Raw genomic sequence first — 15,179 nt, forward strand, 5'->3', positions numbered from 1 at the left:
CCCGCGGAGCGGGTACCCCATCGCTGCGCGATGGGCAAGCGAACCACCGGGCTGCGCCCGGTGGTTGCGCTCCCGCTCCGCGTTCGCGCTGCACCTCGCTGCGCGAGGTGCCCACCACCCAGGCTGCGCCTGGGTGGTGGCGGCCTGTCCGCTGCGCTCCCAGACCGGGCCTTGCTGCGCAAGGCCTGACCGGTTCTCCGCTTCGCTCCGCACCGGGTTGGGCCGGTCCGCTGCGCTCCCCAACCCAACGGCCCCTCCGGCTGCGCCTCCAAGGCCTGCGGCCCGCTGGCGCGGGCCGGGCTGGCTACAGGGGAGGGCGGCTGGGGCCGCGCCGACCTGACCGTTGCGGGGGCTGCATCATCTGATGCAGCATGTTGGATTGGTAGAACCGGGCCACACACCCGGGAAGATCCATGGTCCAATCGGGCGCGGAGTTGGCGAAACCGGACTTTCTGAGCCCCAGAATAAAACGATGCCGTACCCCCACCCCGAAAGTATTGAAGTCAGGCTCTTCGCCCACTGCAAGAGAATTGAAACCATAATTATAGGGGGAGGCGAAATTGCCTCCCCCTATTTAAAACTTATACCCTTTGCTGAATCGAAACTGCGCCATAAACAAGTGCCTGGCTATTTTGGGTATAAAAATGGCCCTTGCGTTAATTACGCAGGGCTTGCATTGGGAGAGTGGCGGTGCGTTTCCTTTCAGAGATTATCTGCAATGAACTCGATGATTCTGCCAATGGTCATTAGGTAACCCATGACCTTAAGGCTTCTCACCCCCCAGCGAGCGGACGCGGCGAGACGGCGCGGGCCCTCCTCGGGCTCCTGTGTGCTCTCCTGAGAGGGCTTCTCCTGCTGTGGGGCCCGGTTGCTCCGATTGTTATCACTCATAGTTATCCTTCGTTTACTTATTGTAGTTGTTTCTGGGCATAATGATGCCGGAGGGTGCTTAACCTCCGGCGAGACATACGTCTGTCTTGGGTCTGTTTTGCTCTAGAAGAGCAGTGGTGAATCGCTTACTTCACTCTTCATCTTACACCCCGTCAGGCTTCTATGTCTACCTCCTGCATTACCCTGAGAGCTGTCGCTTGACGGCCCATCAGCTCTTCCCAATCTGTCTCTTAAAGTCTAACAGGTGGCACTGACATCGAGCGCTTTGGCGGTCTCCTGAGCGTCACTGCAGAGTTTATCAGGCTGGTTCATGTCCGCCGTCACGCCCCGTATTAGAACCCCAATATTGCGGTATGCCTGGGAAAACCTTGGGGGAGCTCCGATCACGCAGGCCGCCCCGGCCGCAATATGGACCTATTCGTCACATGGTCTGGGCGTGGAGCAACTAGAGGTCTCGGGAGTTCCGCCTTGAGCTGCCGTGGGATGGCGGAGACCGCCGACACATCTCTAGTGGCCGGCTGCGGGCTGCTTCAGCGAGCTCGCGTGGGTGCAGTTGGAGGTATACGGCTCTGCCGCAGGGCCCCCGTTGGCAGGATGCCCCCATCGCTGATTGGGGGGGGCATGGTCAAGGGTCCGTACAGCCACGGGAAGACGAAGGCGGAGGTGGCGGGTGAGCTGCGCGTCTACCTGGTGCGCATCAACCGGCGCCGCAGCAGATTCAGGTGCGCGGAGCAGAGGTACTTGCAGGAGGTTCGACGGCATGTCGTGGAGGCGGTGACCTCGGGAATCAACATCGAGGAAGCGGCCGCCGCAGCCGGCTACACCCCGAAGACCGTCGCGCGATGGGTGGCGAAGCGAAGAGTCGAGGCGCGTGGCTTACCTGTTGAGAGGGCGCAGGAGCGGCTTGTTCGGATCGGGGAGCGTCGGCGTCGTATGTCGCAGACGGAGTTGAGGATCTCGGCCAGGGCACGGGCGTCGGTGCGGCGGGCCATGGAGGTGGGGCTTTCCGCTCGGGAGTTCGCTGACATCACCGGGTACACCACGAAGACGGTTGATCGGTGGTTCGAGTCGGCGTTGCAGGCTCTGGAGCAGGCGGCGCGGCAGCGGGAGGTCGCGCAGGCGCGGCGGGGGAAGCGTAGGAGGCCGCCTCAGCATCTGTCGCCGGCCGAGCGTGCTGAGTGGCTTGCGCAGAGGGAGAGGAGGCGTACGGCTGTGATGCAGAAGAACGGTTTCCGGGTGAGGCCGGTGCGCTCTCCGGTGGTTGGGCTAGGGGTGGGTGAGGTGGCGCGGTTGCCGAAAGCACCCTGGAAGAAGACTTCGAAACCGGGTCGAAAGCGCAAGAAGAAGTGAGCTGCGTCACAGGTGCCTCCCGCGCGCGCGGACGCGCGCACGCGCAACCGTCATGGTAATCGCTACCGGCAGGTAAGTCGTCTGGCGGAGACCTGAGCTGACGGTTCGTTTGGGGCTACTGTCACATCCACTTCCGCAGCGATGCGTGGTCCCGATCCGTCAGGAACACGGCCGGACGACGCCCGTTGCTGCTGGGGTGCCGGCATGTCACTCGACCGATTGGGAGGTGTTCTTTTGCTCATGCCTACCGGCTCCGAGAAGAACGAGGAGGACCTTGCGTCCGAGAACGCAACGGGCCGGGAGGACCGCAGGAGGCGGCAAGGTCTCGTCAGTATGACGATGCTCGCGCTGCTGATCGGCTTTGCAACCGGAGCCGGCGAGCAACTCGCTGAACTGCTCGCGAAGGTTCTGGGCGCTTAACGCGGCGAGCCCCCTCGTGTCTCACCACTCGGGGGCCCACCTGCGGTGTCCTTCACTGGTGGCGGAACCCGTCTTCTCATTCCACTGACGGCGGGTTTCGCCACGCTGGCACACGCTACGGAAGTGTAGGAGCGAAGAGAAGACTCCCCGTACCCCGCCCTGAGGGGATCTTGTACCTGAAACCGGCTGACCGCCTGTACAGGCCCTCGCTGGCCCCCGGCAGCCCCAGGGGGGCCGTGGCGTCCGGTCGACGCCCTGAGAGCCGCCACCGGCCGCCCCACGCCCAGTGCGCGGCGGCCACGGGCCGACGCGACGCCACGGCCAGCGCAGCGCCCCGCCGGTTCCGATGACCGCCACCGCCCCCACCCGTCCACTCCCCCACCACCAGGGCCAAGGGCAGCAGAAGAGGAAGTCCGACCACTCACCACGCCGAAATCGCTGCCTGACCTGGGGAAACGAGAGAGGCCGTCCGGAACGAGCGCAACCCCCTTAGCAACCTCCTCTGCAACCCCCTTAGCAACCCCCCTGACAACCCCCTTAGCAACACCCTTAGCAACCACGAGAGCGGCCGAGGGCGGAGGGCCCAGTGAGCCCTGACGGCTCCTCCAGCGCCCACCAGACCACCCAAGGGGTCAACGGGCAGGAGAGGCGCAGAACGGTGCCTGGAGGGCTGCTGAACGCCGCGCCCCGCGCCTCCCACCAGGCGCGGCAGCCACCGGCCGACGCAGCCCCCAACAGCCAGCGCAGCGCCCCGCCGGTTCCGATGACCGCCACCGCCCCAAACCACCCACCACTCCCCCACAACACCGGGAGCAGGAAGGGCAGCAGAAGAGGAAGTCTGACCACTCACCACACTGAAACCAGGGCCTGACCTGGGTAAACGGGAGAGGCCGCCCAGGACGAGCGCACCCCTCTGTGCACCCCCCTTCGCACCCCCCTTCGCACCCTCCTGTGCACCCCTCCCCGCACCCCCCTTTGCACTCCCCGGGAGCGGGCCGAACGGATGGCGGGGTACGGCCAGTGGGAGAAGCCGACGGAACGCGGGACCGAACCCGGCCACCGCAGGCGGTGGCCCGGCCCACTCACCACGCGGTGGTGAGTGGCGTGGTGAGTCCCACCCAGGCGTGGTGAGTGGCGTGGTGAGTTGTTGGGCTGCCGTGGTGAGTCCAGGGAGCGGGGGCGCTGTGACCTGCCGTGGTGAGTGCGGCCAACGTCGCCGTGGACGTCAGGGAGCACCCGGTACGTCACCGAAATGCCGTACGCCGCTCAGCGCGAGGAACCCGGACCGATACGAACGGCTTGCCCCACAACTTGCCCCACAACTTGCCCTACAAGTTGCCTCACAACTTGCCCCACCCGATGCCGGTGGCGGGGAAACCTGCACGTCACAGGCCTGGTCAAGGGGGCCGGGCGGTGCCGACTACTTCCCTGCGAGGGTCCCTGGAGAAGCCAGGCCCGTCCCGTGTCCGCTGCGGGGCCGGCGGACACCGCCAGGAGGACCGGCCCCGGGTCCCGGGCGGGACGCACGGCTGTGCGAGGCTGCGCGGGCCCGGGGCGGGCGGCCGACGTGGGGTCGGCGACGGAACGACCGCCCCGGGCGACTTCACCAGCTGCCGCCGTCTCCCACGCGCACGACACGCGCCCGCCGTGGGGCCCGCGCCGGAGCACCCCGGGCCGGGGTGGTGAGGAAGAACTCGGACCGCCTGCTCCTGGGTCGTGCTCCCCGCCGGCTGTGACCGCACCTGCGACGACAGAACCACCACCGACAAGAATCTGCAGATCATCAGGCGGGGTGGGGCGCCCTGAGGAAAGGGCGCCCCTGGATCCTTCTACGCCATCAACTGGTGCAGGCCGACCGCCGTGGCGCCTGCGGCGCCGAGCGCCGCCAGAGCCCCCGCAAGGGCGAAGACGACCGCCCCGGCCACGAAAGCGGAGAGGAGGATGAGCGTCCACCGCTGGGACAGTCGCTCGGGCTGATCTGGAGTTGTACCGTTGGCCACGTAGGGCTCCTTCGCTGTGATGTGAGTTCTTGCACTTGTCGCGGCCCCGGCTGGTACCCGGGGCCGTTCGCATGTCCGTGCGAACGGCGGTGCCGCCAGGCCCCAATGGGGCCTGCAAGAACAATGATCCCGCTGTGGAAGGACCCTTTGGCGGGAGTCTGAAAACGCTTTGATCCGCACGAGAGACGAACTAGTTATAGTTAAGTTGTCTCTAATGCGGATCAAAACGTTGGGATCAAAGCGCTTACGGAGGCTGGCATGGCTGACACGCGGGACGCGACCTCCCGTCGACTTCGGCGACTGGGAGAGATGCAGAAGACCAAGGCCGTCGAGGGCGCCAGCAGAGCGCTCCGGGACGTGTGGGAGGCCGGCAGGAAACCTGCCGAGATCGTTCTCCGATTCGTACTGATCCAGCGGCCCGATGGAGAGCGGGCCCCCCTGACGAGGCTGGTTCTACCCCGAGGGATCGCGCTGCGCTTCTACCTACTGGCCCTCTTCGAAGCCCAGTGCCGACTGGACGTGAACGAGCCGTGGGCCAACGCCCGCCCCCTCACCGGCGTGGGCTCCTGGTCCGACTTCGTCGCGATCGACGGCGCGTATCACTCCGCTTCGGGGACATACATGCCGGACACCAAGCAGGAACGGACAGGCCCCGACCTGCGTGTTCGACAGGTCAAATCCGCTCTGGACACCCTGGAGAAGCTCGGGCTGGAGCGGGCCTTGGCCGTGGTGCCGAGGGCGAGGAACGGCGGCCGGCGGCTCTACGAGCAGTTCTCGCTCATGAAGGAGGGCGGGCGGGGTGGGCACCAGACCCCCGATACCTACACCGTGCCCGCCCCGCACTGGTCCGCTCGCACGATCACGGTTCCCGCCAACTTCTTCCTCATGGGCTGGGTTCAGGTGCTCAACCCCTCCGAGATCGCCACCTGGCTCACCTTGCGGGCGCTCAGCCAGTGGGCCCGCGAACAGCACGCCGAGACCGGCGTCTACCTGTACGGGAAGGCCCGGAAGGAAGACTTCGGCCTGCGCCGTGACGCCTGGGAGGACGGCTGCAACATGCTCCGCGGCTTCGGGTTGCTCCGTCATGCGCGAGCCTCGGCCCTCGACGCAGATCCGAAGAAGGGCCTCTCCGCCTCCATCGACCTGGTGGACTACTTGGCCCGGGAAATGCGCGAACGGTATGAGCCGTACCGCTGGCAGGTCATCGATCAGCGGCTCAACGAGGACGCCATGAAGATCTGTACGAAGGAGCTCACCCTCCGGAAGAAGCAGCTCGACCTCGCGGCTCAGCAACGTGCCCAGGGGAAGAATTCATCGACAGCCTAGTCCGGCCGACGCCGTGCCGACGGCCAGTCTTCCCTGCGAATCAAGTTGCTCTATCGCTAGCGAAAATGCCCGTCTCCGAGCGCCCGCACGGTAAGGCAAGCGGAGGTCATCAGCCTCCCGGCGGGTCATCAGCGATACCGGCCGCCTCTGTAATCATCTTCGTGGCGGCCTCCAGCTCGGCGGCCGCCGCCGCAACCTTGACAGCCTCTTCATCCAGGGTCTCCCAGCTGCCGCTGTCCATGGCCTTGCCGTACGACGAGACGCGAGCCAGCAGCACGCCGTACACGTAGGTCAGCCGCTCACCAGTGGAAGCCGATTCGCCGTCAGTCGACTGCGGCTCGACCGCAGGGGCAGAGCCGCTACTCTGCCGGTCCTTCCGACGCTGCTCGCTGGCGCGAATGTTCTGCCGGAAGGTCTCCACCTGGCGCTGCACCTGTGCCTGCCTCTCGGCCTTGGAGAGGGGGGGCCGCTTGTCTTTCCCCTTGGCGCGCCCACCGGTGTTCTTCCCGCCGTGATCCCCGCTCGTCAGCTGGACTCGCTTCATGACGCCGTCCCGGCGACGCTGCCTGTCACCCATGGCCATGGCACCAAGGTACGAGGAGGGCACCTCAGTGCGCCTTCGTGACTGCGATCTCTCGGTTTCGTGTCAGTACGCCATGGACGGGAAAACAGGAAACCCCGGGATCCGGGTAGAACCGGAGACGGAGTCGGGGCGGCCCCGACACGGCACCCCGCCGGGGTCCCGTCCCGACGGAAAGGGCCGCCCCGGGACCTCCGCCACCTGGACCGCCCCGTGCCCTCTTCGGACAGGTGGGCACCGGTCCGACCCTGGCCGACTAAAGGTCTAGACCTGACGCAGTCGGGTACACGCAGCACCGGGTCCCGGGGCGGCCCCCTGACGCGTCCTGCCAGGCCACCCCCCACCGCCGGCAGGACGCACGCCCCGGGACCGCCACCAAGCTGTACGGGCGCTGCTAGCGGGGGTGCTAGACCTAGCACCCGCTGCTGCTAGGCGCAGGCCCCTGACCAGGCATCTATCGCCTAGCAGCGCCACGACAGCCCCCGGAAACCGGCCCGTGGCGCCACCCGCGCGCCCTGCCGACGACCGCTGCTAGAGGACGCCCCCGGCCGCAGATCGCCTGTACGGGCCGCTGAGCGCCGATCTCCGCCCCGGGCGACCCGAGGGGCCCGGGGCGGGAAATCGCCCGCGAGAGGGCCGCCGAGGCGGCTTCCCGGGAGGTTCAGGTGCTAACCCATGCTCACGAAGCGGCTGTAGTGGCCCTGGAACGCGGCGGTGATGATCGCGGTGGGGCCGTTGCGGTGCTTGCCGACGATGAAGTCCGCCTCCCCGGCGCGGGGGGATTCCTTCTCGTACTGGTCCTCGCGGTGCAGCAGGATCACCACGTCGGCGTCCTGCTCCAGGGAGCCGGACTCGCGCAGGTCGGAGACCTGCGGCTTCTTGTCGGTGCGCTGCTCGGGTCCGCGGTGGGAGAGCGCGATGACCGGCACTTCGAGCTCCTTGGCCATGAGCTTGAGCTGGCGGGAGATGTCGGAGACCTCCTGCTGGCGGGACTCGGGGCGGCGGCCGCCGCCGTACTGGAGCAGCTGGAGGTAGTCGATGACGACCAGGTCGAGGCACCCGCGCTGCTTGAGCCGGCGGGCCTTGGTGCGGATCGACAGGGCGGTCAGTTCCGGGGAGTCGTCCAGGAGGAGGTTCCCGGCGTCGATGCGGGCCTTGGCCCTGGCCATGCGCTCCCAGGAGTCGTCGGTGAGCACCCCGGAGCGGATGTGGTGCAGGCCGACGGACCCCTCGGCGGACAGCAGCCGCATGTGGAGCTCCTTGCGGCTCATCTCCAGGGAGAAGAACGCGGTGAAGAGCTTGTGCTTGAGGCTGGCGGCGCGGGCGATGTCCAGGCCGAGGGTGGACTTGCCCATCGCGGGGCGTCCGGCGATCAGGATGAGCTGGCCGGGCTGGAGGCCGAGGGTCAGGCGGTCCAGGTCGGTGAAACCGGTGGGCACACCGGTCAGCTCGCCAGGCTTGAGCTTCCCGGCCGCCTCGATCTCGTCGAAGGTGGCGTCCATGCCGTGCGAGGCGTCCAGCAGCGAGTCGTCGCCGCGGTGGCGGACCACGCCGTACAGGCGTTCCTGGGCGCGCTCGACCAGCTCGTCGGTGTCGCCGTCGCGGGCGTACCCGCTGGCGGCGATGGCGGTGCCAGCGGTGACCAGGTTCCGGGCGACGGCGGCCGCGTAGACGATCTCGGCGTAGTACGAGGCGTTCGCCGCCGTGGGCACCTGCTGGACCAGCGTGTGCAGGTAGGGCGCCCCGCCGACCTTGGCCAGCTCGCCGGTCCGTGTCAGGTGGCCCGCCACCGTGATCGGGTCGACGGGCTCGCCCTTGCCGTGGACGTCGAGGATCGCCCGGAACACGGTCTCGTGGACCGGCCGGTAGAAGTCGCCTGCCTGGAGGATCTCGGCGACGTCGCCGATCGCGTCCTTCGACAGCAGCATGCCGCCCAGGACGGACTGCTCCGCCTCCAGCTCCTGCGGCGGGACCCGCTCGAAGACCGTCTGGTCGCCGGGCGCGGTCGGGTTGGGGATGGCTACGCTCATAGTGGATCTCCGTTCACGAGATTCACGCAGCGGCCGGGCCGGGCAAGGGTTCCGGCCGCTGCTGTCGTACGGGCAGGTGCGGGCCGGTCAGGACGTGCCCGCGTACGCGGGAGCCCTGCGGCACTCGCACCGGCCGACGGGGAGGAACGTCACCGGATCCTCGGCCAGGCCGGACCCGTTGCACTTCGAGCACGCTGGTACGGCCGCCGCCGGATGAACACTCGCCCCGGCCGGGGCCGCCGGGAGCCGCTTGAGGTGCTTGCGGTAGACCGCAGCCACGTCGAAGACGCGGTCCGGGTCACACCGCCGCGCGAGGTGATCCCGCAGCCGAGGCTGCGTCCACCCCGCCGCCAACGCGTCCACCACCAGCGGCAGCAGGTCCACCGCATCGTCCCGGTGCATCCGGCCCGGCAGCCCCAGCAGCAGCTCCAGCACCTCCGCACGCTGCCCGCAGTCCTCGGCCTTGCCACGCCGCGGCGCGGGCACCTCCGCAGCGGCCGAAGCAGCGTCGTCCTCCGGCGCAGCCGTCTCTCTCCCGTTCTGCTCCGAGCCGTCACCCGTGGGGCTGCCGGGACCAGAGAGAGAGATCCCTTCGGGATCACTAAGAAGCCATCTCATTTGGGCGACTCGCTACTCTGTGAGTCATGGTGGGGATCGTTGAGCGGCTGGTGCCGGACGAGTTGTGGGAGTTGTTCCAGCGGGTGGTGCCGGAGGCGCCGTCGCGGCCGCAGGGCGGTGGCCGGCGCCGACACGGCGACCGGGAAGTGCTGGCCGCGATCGTCTTCGTGGCCACGTCGGGTTGTACCTGGCAGCAGCTGCCTTCGGCGTCGTTCGGCCCGTCCGGAGCGACCGCCCACCGGCGGTTCTCGGAGTGGTCGAAGGCCAGAGTGTGGGCCAAGCTCCACCGCCTGGTCCTCGACGAACTCGGTGCCCGCGGCGAGCTGGACTGGTCACGGCGCGCGATCGACTCGGTGAACATGCGCGCCCTGAAAAGGGGGACCTGACGGGTCCGAATCCTGTCGACCGGGGCAAGTACGGCTCGAAGATCCACCTGATCACGGAACGGTCCGGTCTGCCCAAATCCATCGGCATCTCCGGGGCCAACCTGCACGACAGCCAGGCCCCGATCCCGCTCGTCAAGGGCATCCCGCCGATCCGCTCACGCCGCGGACCCCGGCGACGCAGGCCCGCCAAACTCCACGCCGACAAGGGCTACGACTACGCCCACCTGCGGCGATGGTTACGCCAGCGCGGCATCACCCACCGCATCGCCCGCAAGGGAATCGAGTCCCCACAACGGCTGGGCCGCCACCGCTGGACCGTCGAACGCACCATGGCCTGGCTCGCCGGCCACCGTCGCCTACACCGACGCTACGAACGCAAAGCCGACCACTTCCTCGCCTTCACCAGCATCGCCTGCACTCTCATCTGCTACCGCCCACTCACCAAATGAGATGGCTTCTAAGCCGGGTTTCCTCTGGAGCACGGCGACTCGGCCAGGCGGCGGGCGGCATCGTGGCGCTCGGCCCACCGATCAACGAGGGCCTGGCGCTCGGCGGCGTCCACGTTCGGCAGAGCACTGGTGCCGGTTGAAATCGTCCCGGTGGTGTCCCTCACCGAGCCTCTTTCGAGACGGCCGCACTGATGCTGGCCGCCCCGGCGGCAGCCGGCGGGCCGTCCAGGACAGAGAAGTCGAGGTCCACGATCAGCTTCTTGAAGATGTCCGGTCCGAGCCGCCGCAGGTCCTCCCAGAACGGGAGGCCCTCGAAGACCGAGTTGCTGAAGAAGGTGTCCATGGACTCGATGCGCCCGACCACCTGTCCGTAGTCCAGCTCGTCCGACGGTGTGGGATCGAAGCGAGCGAGGTCCAGCCTGAAGGGCTCGTCAACCAGATCTTTCACCTTCTGCTCGGTGCCGAACCGGTCACGTCGGGCCGCCTCTGCCAGGCCTATCCGGGACTCGTTCTCAACGACCAAGCAGAGCAGTTGCCGGGCCGCAGGCGTTACCTGGGCTAGGTAGTCGGCGATGCGGTTGAAGCGCACGACTTCCGTCCGCACATCCGCCTCGTCAAGGAAGCCATCGGAGTAGACAGCATCCAGCGTCGAGCAGTGCACTGCGGCGATCGCCGCAGTGCGGTCGACGTACTGCTCTTCCTGGCGGCTGAGGTCGTCCAGGGCTCGCTCGAAGCGGCTCTCATGATGGTGCTTGATCTTCTCAAGGGCTTCACGGGAGTAGCGATGGGCGGTCTCGTTGTCATCGATGAGCCGGTGGTGCTTCGCGCACAGCAGGAGGAGGTTGCCGAACTCGCGCCGCTGGTTATTAGTCATGGCCTCGTCGAAGCGCGGGCCGCCGGTCTCCGCCGCCCTGATATGGGCGATCTGCCCGAACCAGCCGCCTTCCACAGGCGCCAGCACCTGCTCGCACTCGGGCCAGGCGCACTCGTTGCCGCTGTACGTAAAGAGCTTGCGTTGCACCGAGTCCTTGATCACCAGACGCTCGACCGGCGTGCTCACGTCGTCGTGATCGACAGTCACATTCGACATTTCCCACCCCTATGAGCAATACATGCGATTTATGTTTTACAGCCGTCATGTCGCGTCGGATAAGGAGAGGTTATCCGATGCGATCACGCCCTCTCAGCGATTCGGCGGGCAGGCGTCCGCCGGGCACCGGCCGACTGGTTCAGGGGGCTGACGTGCCGCTTCGTAGGTCCACGCCCGGGTCTGCTTCCCCTCCGTCTTCAAGCCCCGGTGGCGATGTCAGAGGCGTCTCCTAGAATCCTGGCGATGGGGCCGGATCGGGGCCACCAGCACCGAAGAGCAGCACCTCCCTGGTCTGCGCGGGGGTGGTTACGGCCCAACCGGCGTCCAGGCATGTTGAGGGCCAAGAGCGCAGCCCGCCAGCCGGCCCCATCACCAACCTGCACGGCCCTCGAAATCTGCCAGCGCCTCCCCCGCCCGGATCTGCACCGTCCTCGTTGCGGCGCGGCGCCAGGCCTTCGTGTGCCGAACGGCCTCCCGTCGCGTCCACGGGCCCAAGCGGGCGTCGAGGCCGGGTCAGGCGGCTCTGGTACCGACGGACGCGGCCAGTTCCCGTACTCCCGCTGCCTGGGCGTGCCGTGTGCGCAGGTCGGTGACGATGGTGCGGATGGCAGGGCGGTCTCGGACCTCGCCCGGTGATGCCCGCAGGGCGCTGAGCAGTTCGGCGGCCGTCTGCTCGGGTTTACCCCACTGCCACCAGGCCCGGGCGAGGTCGGTGTGCATGCGTGCCTTGCGCTCCGGAGTGCTGAACTGCCCCTCGTGCAGGCCGCGTCCGGCTTCGAGAGCGGCGCCGGCGTCACCGAGCGCCCAGTGCACGCCGACGGCGTACAGGTCGACGGCGGCGGGGGTGAGGGGGAAGAGACGGCCCTGGGGCGGGTGGTGCGGGAGGTCGCGGGCGGCGCGGGTGGCGTCGCGGATCATGGTGAGTGCTTGGTCCCGGTCGCCGGCGCGGGCTGCGGTGTAGGAGGTGGTGCACAGCATCTGGGCGTAGGCCGAGGCCTGGGCCGGTGTTTGGAGTCCGGTCTTCTCTACGCGGGTGACGGCGTCGAGGATGTGGCGTTGGGCGGCGGCTGGCTGGTTCTGGTGGCGGAGGACGATGCTCAGTTCCCTGGCTGCTGCGGCGGCGGCGAGGGGTGAGCCGGAGAGTTCGGCGTAGATGGTGGCGCGGTCGGCGCTGAGCCTGGACTGGTCGTATCTGCCGATTTTCGTCAGGACTTGGGCGGTGAGGCTGTAGCACGCGGAGAGGCGGGCGAAGTCAAGGTCCTGGCGGCTTCGGGCGGCTTCGCGGGTGTCGGCCAGCAGGCCGGGCAGGGCCTTGAGGAGGTGGCTGTGCTGGCCGGCGTCGAAGTAGCCGCGTGCGGTGGTGATGCGTCTGTCCAGCGGGATGGTCGAGCCGGTGGGGGCCGGGGTGCTGGCGAGTGCGTCCTGGACGCCGGTCAGCAGGGCGGCGGGGGCTGTGAGGCCGGCGGCAGCAAGCAGGGTACGGCGACGCATGGGGTCCTCCTCGTCACGGCGTGGCCCGTCCGCGACGACTGTAGCGGCTGGTGGCCCGGCTAACCCGAGTGACGCCGCGAGCACAGCCGTCGGGACGCCCGCCTCGTGGGCGGCGCGCCGAAGGAGCGTCAGGTCGGCGTAGCGATGGTGTGTTTCCAGGCGGGAGACGGTGGAGGTGGAGCAGCCGATGCGTGTGGCGAGGTCGGTCTGCCGCCAGCCCCGGTGCTGGCGTGCGATCCGGATGAGGGCGCCGGGGTCCTGGCGGGCGACGGCGGTGGTGACCCTGCTGGAGGTCCAGAGGGAATCGGTGCGCACAGGGGCCTCCCACTCGCCAGGAGCCGACAGGTCTGCCTGTCCACGGTAGAGGTCGTGGGGCGGGGTGCCTATGGCGTGTGCAGGGTCTGCAAACGGTGTGCACTGGGCGCATGTTGATCACCGTGCGGGGTGGGTGGTCGCTTTGCTGGGGGTGTGGCCCCGGCGTGAGGCGGGGTCTCTCACACACGGGAGGACAGTATGGCGACAGCCGCCGAACCCAGGGTCCGTGACCCGCGGGACTACGTGGATCCCGAGGTCTGGGCCCGGGAGGTCCAGCTCCTCATGCGCGACTACCCCTTCGACGAGGTGATGGCGACGCGTCTCTTCCGCGCCGCCGTCTCCTACTTGATCACGGCCATCGACAAGTGGGGCCAGGGCCTGGAGATGTGCTGCGGCCGCACGGTCGACATCGCGGTGCACACCTTCATCCTGGACACGCGGAACTACCGCGAGTTCTGCCACCGGCACTTCGACGGCAGGTTCCTGGAGCACATCCCGGAGATCGATTTCAAGTACGACGGCAGCGTCGAGCGGACGGCGCAGATCATCGCCGACAACGGCTTCGAGGTCGACTGGAAGCTGTGGGAGGCGGACTACGGCAAGTGCGGCCCCTGCCGGCCAGGGGAGAACTGCCACTGAGCCGTAACGGCCGGCCGGGGCCCGGCGACGCTGTGAGCGCCGCCGGGCCCCGGCACGTGCCCCCCTGGGGGTGAGTCGGGGGCGTTCGCCGGTGGGCAGTGGAGCGGCGCGGGTACGGTAGCCAGCTCGAAGGCCGCCCCCGCCCCCAGAGGAACGTCATGTCGCCCGAGCCTCGCACCCCGGCCCAGTACTGGGACACCTACAAGCCCTATCGCGGAGCGGGCGAGCAGCCCGCCCCGGTGGCGGACCGGTTCGAGTGGACCCAGTACCCCGGCCACGGGCCCGGAGCCGAGGTTCTTGGGGACCCGCGCCGTGCCCTGGACCTGGGGCCCGCGGAGGGCAGGGAGGCGGCGTTCCTGGCCCGCCAGGGTGTCGTGACGACCGGTGTGGACCTTTCCGCCGCCCAGGTCGACCGCGCCCGCCGGTGGTGGAAGGACACCCCCGGCCTGGAGTTCGTCCACGCTGAGGCCGGCGACTACCTGACCTCCTACACGATGCCCTTCGACGCGGTGTACTCCGTGTGGGGCGCGGTGTGGTTCACCGACCCCGAGCTCCTCTTCCCGCTCGTCGCCAGGAACCTCACACCTGGCGGGATCTTCGCCTTCAGCCAGGCCGAGCCCTCCCCCGGCGTCTACGGGCCGCAGCCGATGCACGGAAAGTGGCTCGAAGGGAGGGAGAGTGAACTGACCGTGCTGCGCTGGCAGTACACACCCCAGGCGTGGGCGGACCTCCTCAAGCGCCACGGCTTCACCGACGTCGACGCCCGCATCCTGCCCGCACCGGGCGGGGAAGGTCTGGGCACGCTCCTCGTACGCGCCCAAGGCCCGGCCTGACCCGCCGATCAGCGGAAGACACGCGCATCCACCCATAGTGTGGACCTCGCGTCACCAGTCAGGTAATGGTGCTATCGCCACGCATCGTCTGGTCTGCATTGCCAGGTGAGTCGGCGGGGGCGAGGAGGGGGGCGGACGTGGCGAACGGGTTGCGGTGGATATCGACCGCATACGACTTGGGTTACACCTTCACACTGTGCGAAGGCATCGGGCCGCAGGATCTACTGGTGCGGATGGGCGCGGATCCGCATCACCTCCACGAGCTGTCCGATGACGTGGTGGCCGAGCTCCAGATGCGCCCGGAGGATGGTCATTTGAATGACCTCGGCTTTCTCGACTGGGAGGACGAGAGCCTGGTATCACGGCTGACCGAGGGCGGGTTCCTCTCACATCCGGAAGCTATCGTTCGCGCTGGCGCGGTTCCTGGCTGGGCCTATGCCGTCGAGAACATCACCAGCCGTGCCCCTGCCCACCTGGCGGCGCTATCGCAAGGAACTCGCGCATACACCGTGTTCCGCAGTGTGAACGGCGAACACGAGGTCGGCTATGCCGTCGACGGCCAGGTACTGGCCTACTACAAGCCGGTCGTGCGCCATATGGCAGAACCCGACGAGCGTAGGGTGCCAGGCTTCGAATACTCCGGCGAGGAACCTCCCGACGTTGCCTTTCTGCGCTTCCTCGAGATCGAGCACGGCATCCATGTCTCGTGGGAGGACTTCCGGGCTCCGCTTCCCACCGCCGCCTTCGCGTAGGCCGATGGT

13 protein-coding genes are annotated in these 15,179 nt (G+C 68.1%); 7 read left to right on the forward strand and 6 right to left on the reverse strand.

Translation table 11 applies throughout. From position 1 onward, the window contains the following. Positions 1-1,512: 1,512 nt before the first annotated feature. Both WQO_RS00010 and WQO_RS00015 read left to right on the forward strand, forming a co-directional pair. Entirely contained in the window at positions 1,513-2,241 is a 729-nt protein-coding gene (locus tag WQO_RS00010) for a helix-turn-helix domain-containing protein (RefSeq protein ID WP_010056737.1), read from the forward strand. A gap of 204 nt (positions 2,242-2,445) precedes the next feature. Next, a complete protein-coding gene (locus tag WQO_RS00015; RefSeq protein WP_148660103.1) occupies positions 2,446-2,661 on the forward strand; it encodes a hypothetical protein in 216 nt (71 codons plus the stop codon). A gap of 1,829 nt (positions 2,662-4,490) precedes the next feature. Here WQO_RS00015 and WQO_RS36070 read toward each other — a convergent pair. Next, positions 4,491-4,661: a hypothetical protein gene (locus WQO_RS36070; RefSeq protein WP_158514058.1), complete on the reverse strand. Its 171-nt coding sequence runs from the start codon at positions 4,659-4,661 to the stop codon at positions 4,491-4,493. Between the two features lie 258 nt (positions 4,662-4,919). Between WQO_RS36070 and WQO_RS00020 the strand changes: the two genes are divergently transcribed. Next, entirely contained in the window at positions 4,920-5,987 is a 1,068-nt protein-coding gene (locus tag WQO_RS00020; RefSeq protein WP_029181940.1) for a hypothetical protein, read from the forward strand. 109 nt (positions 5,988-6,096) lie between these two features. On the opposite strand, the gene WQO_RS00025 is transcribed toward WQO_RS00020, so the two are convergent. From WQO_RS00025 to WQO_RS00035, 3 genes are all read right to left on the reverse strand, one after another. Continuing rightward, on the reverse strand, positions 6,097-6,570 hold the full coding sequence (locus WQO_RS00025; protein ID WP_148660104.1) for a hypothetical protein: 474 nt from the start codon (positions 6,568-6,570) through the stop codon (positions 6,097-6,099). Between the two features lie 665 nt (positions 6,571-7,235). Further along, on the reverse strand, positions 7,236-8,597 hold the full coding sequence (gene dnaB / locus WQO_RS00030; protein ID WP_010056741.1) for a replicative DNA helicase: 1,362 nt from the start codon (positions 8,595-8,597) through the stop codon (positions 7,236-7,238). Between the two features lie 87 nt (positions 8,598-8,684). Beyond that, on the reverse strand, positions 8,685-9,083 hold the full coding sequence (locus WQO_RS00035) for a hypothetical protein (protein ID WP_029181941.1): 399 nt from the start codon (positions 9,081-9,083) through the stop codon (positions 8,685-8,687). Between the two features lie 158 nt (positions 9,084-9,241). Between WQO_RS00035 and WQO_RS34490 the strand changes: the two genes are divergently transcribed. Further along, a protein-coding gene (locus WQO_RS34490; RefSeq protein ID WP_107115780.1) for an IS5 family transposase occupies positions 9,242-10,050 on the forward strand; the annotation gives its coding sequence in 2 pieces (ribosomal slippage) (positions 9,242-9,590 and positions 9,590-10,050; 810 coding nt in all). 160 nt (positions 10,051-10,210) lie between these two features. On the opposite strand, the gene WQO_RS00045 is transcribed toward WQO_RS34490, so the two are convergent. Beyond that, positions 10,211-11,140 carry a hypothetical protein gene (locus WQO_RS00045; RefSeq protein WP_148660105.1) on the reverse strand — a complete coding sequence of 310 codons (930 nt, stop codon included), beginning with the start codon at positions 11,138-11,140 and terminating at the stop codon, positions 10,211-10,213. Positions 11,141-11,653: 513 nt separating this feature from the next. Then, positions 11,654-12,946: a helix-turn-helix domain-containing protein gene (locus WQO_RS00050; RefSeq protein ID WP_010063905.1), complete on the reverse strand. Its 1,293-nt coding sequence runs from the start codon at positions 12,944-12,946 to the stop codon at positions 11,654-11,656. A 198-nt stretch (positions 12,947-13,144) separates the two neighbouring features. Here WQO_RS00050 and WQO_RS00055 point away from each other — a divergent pair, with 198 nt between their 5' ends. From WQO_RS00055 to WQO_RS00065, 3 genes are all read left to right on the forward strand, one after another. Further along, positions 13,145-13,585, forward strand: coding sequence for a glycine-rich domain-containing protein (locus WQO_RS00055; protein WP_010063904.1), 441 nt, complete (start codon positions 13,145-13,147; stop codon positions 13,583-13,585). Between the two features lie 158 nt (positions 13,586-13,743). Further along, positions 13,744-14,418: a class I SAM-dependent DNA methyltransferase gene (locus WQO_RS00060; RefSeq protein WP_010063903.1), complete on the forward strand. Its 675-nt coding sequence runs from the start codon at positions 13,744-13,746 to the stop codon at positions 14,416-14,418. A 137-nt stretch (positions 14,419-14,555) separates the two neighbouring features. After that, entirely contained in the window at positions 14,556-15,170 is a 615-nt protein-coding gene (locus WQO_RS00065; RefSeq protein ID WP_010063902.1) for a DUF6461 domain-containing protein, read from the forward strand. Positions 15,171-15,179: the final 9 nt, after the last annotated feature.

It is taken from the genome of Streptomyces globisporus C-1027 (assembly GCF_000261345.2).
Lineage (GTDB): Bacteria > Actinomycetota > Actinomycetes > Streptomycetales > Streptomycetaceae > Streptomyces > Streptomyces pakalii.

Coding starts and splice junctions, on each gene's coding strand:
- WQO_RS00010 (WP_010056737.1), top strand. CDS start 1,513: ATGGTCAAGGGTCCGTACAGCCACGGGAAGACGAAGGCGGAGGTGGCG.
- WQO_RS00015 (WP_148660103.1), top strand. CDS start 2,446: ATGTCACTCGACCGATTGGGAGGTGTTCTTTTGCTCATGCCTACCGGC.
- WQO_RS00020 (WP_029181940.1), top strand. CDS start 4,920: ATGGCTGACACGCGGGACGCGACCTCCCGTCGACTTCGGCGACTGGGA.
- WQO_RS00025 (WP_148660104.1), bottom strand. CDS start 6,570: ATGGCCATGGGTGACAGGCAGCGTCGCCGGGACGGCGTCATGAAGCGA.
- dnaB (WP_010056741.1), bottom strand. CDS start 8,597: ATGAGCGTAGCCATCCCCAACCCGACCGCGCCCGGCGACCAGACGGTC.
- WQO_RS00045 (WP_148660105.1), bottom strand. CDS start 11,140: ATGTCGAATGTGACTGTCGATCACGACGACGTGAGCACGCCGGTCGAG.
- WQO_RS00055 (WP_010063904.1), top strand. CDS start 13,145: ATGGCGACAGCCGCCGAACCCAGGGTCCGTGACCCGCGGGACTACGTG.
- WQO_RS00060 (WP_010063903.1), top strand. CDS start 13,744: ATGTCGCCCGAGCCTCGCACCCCGGCCCAGTACTGGGACACCTACAAG.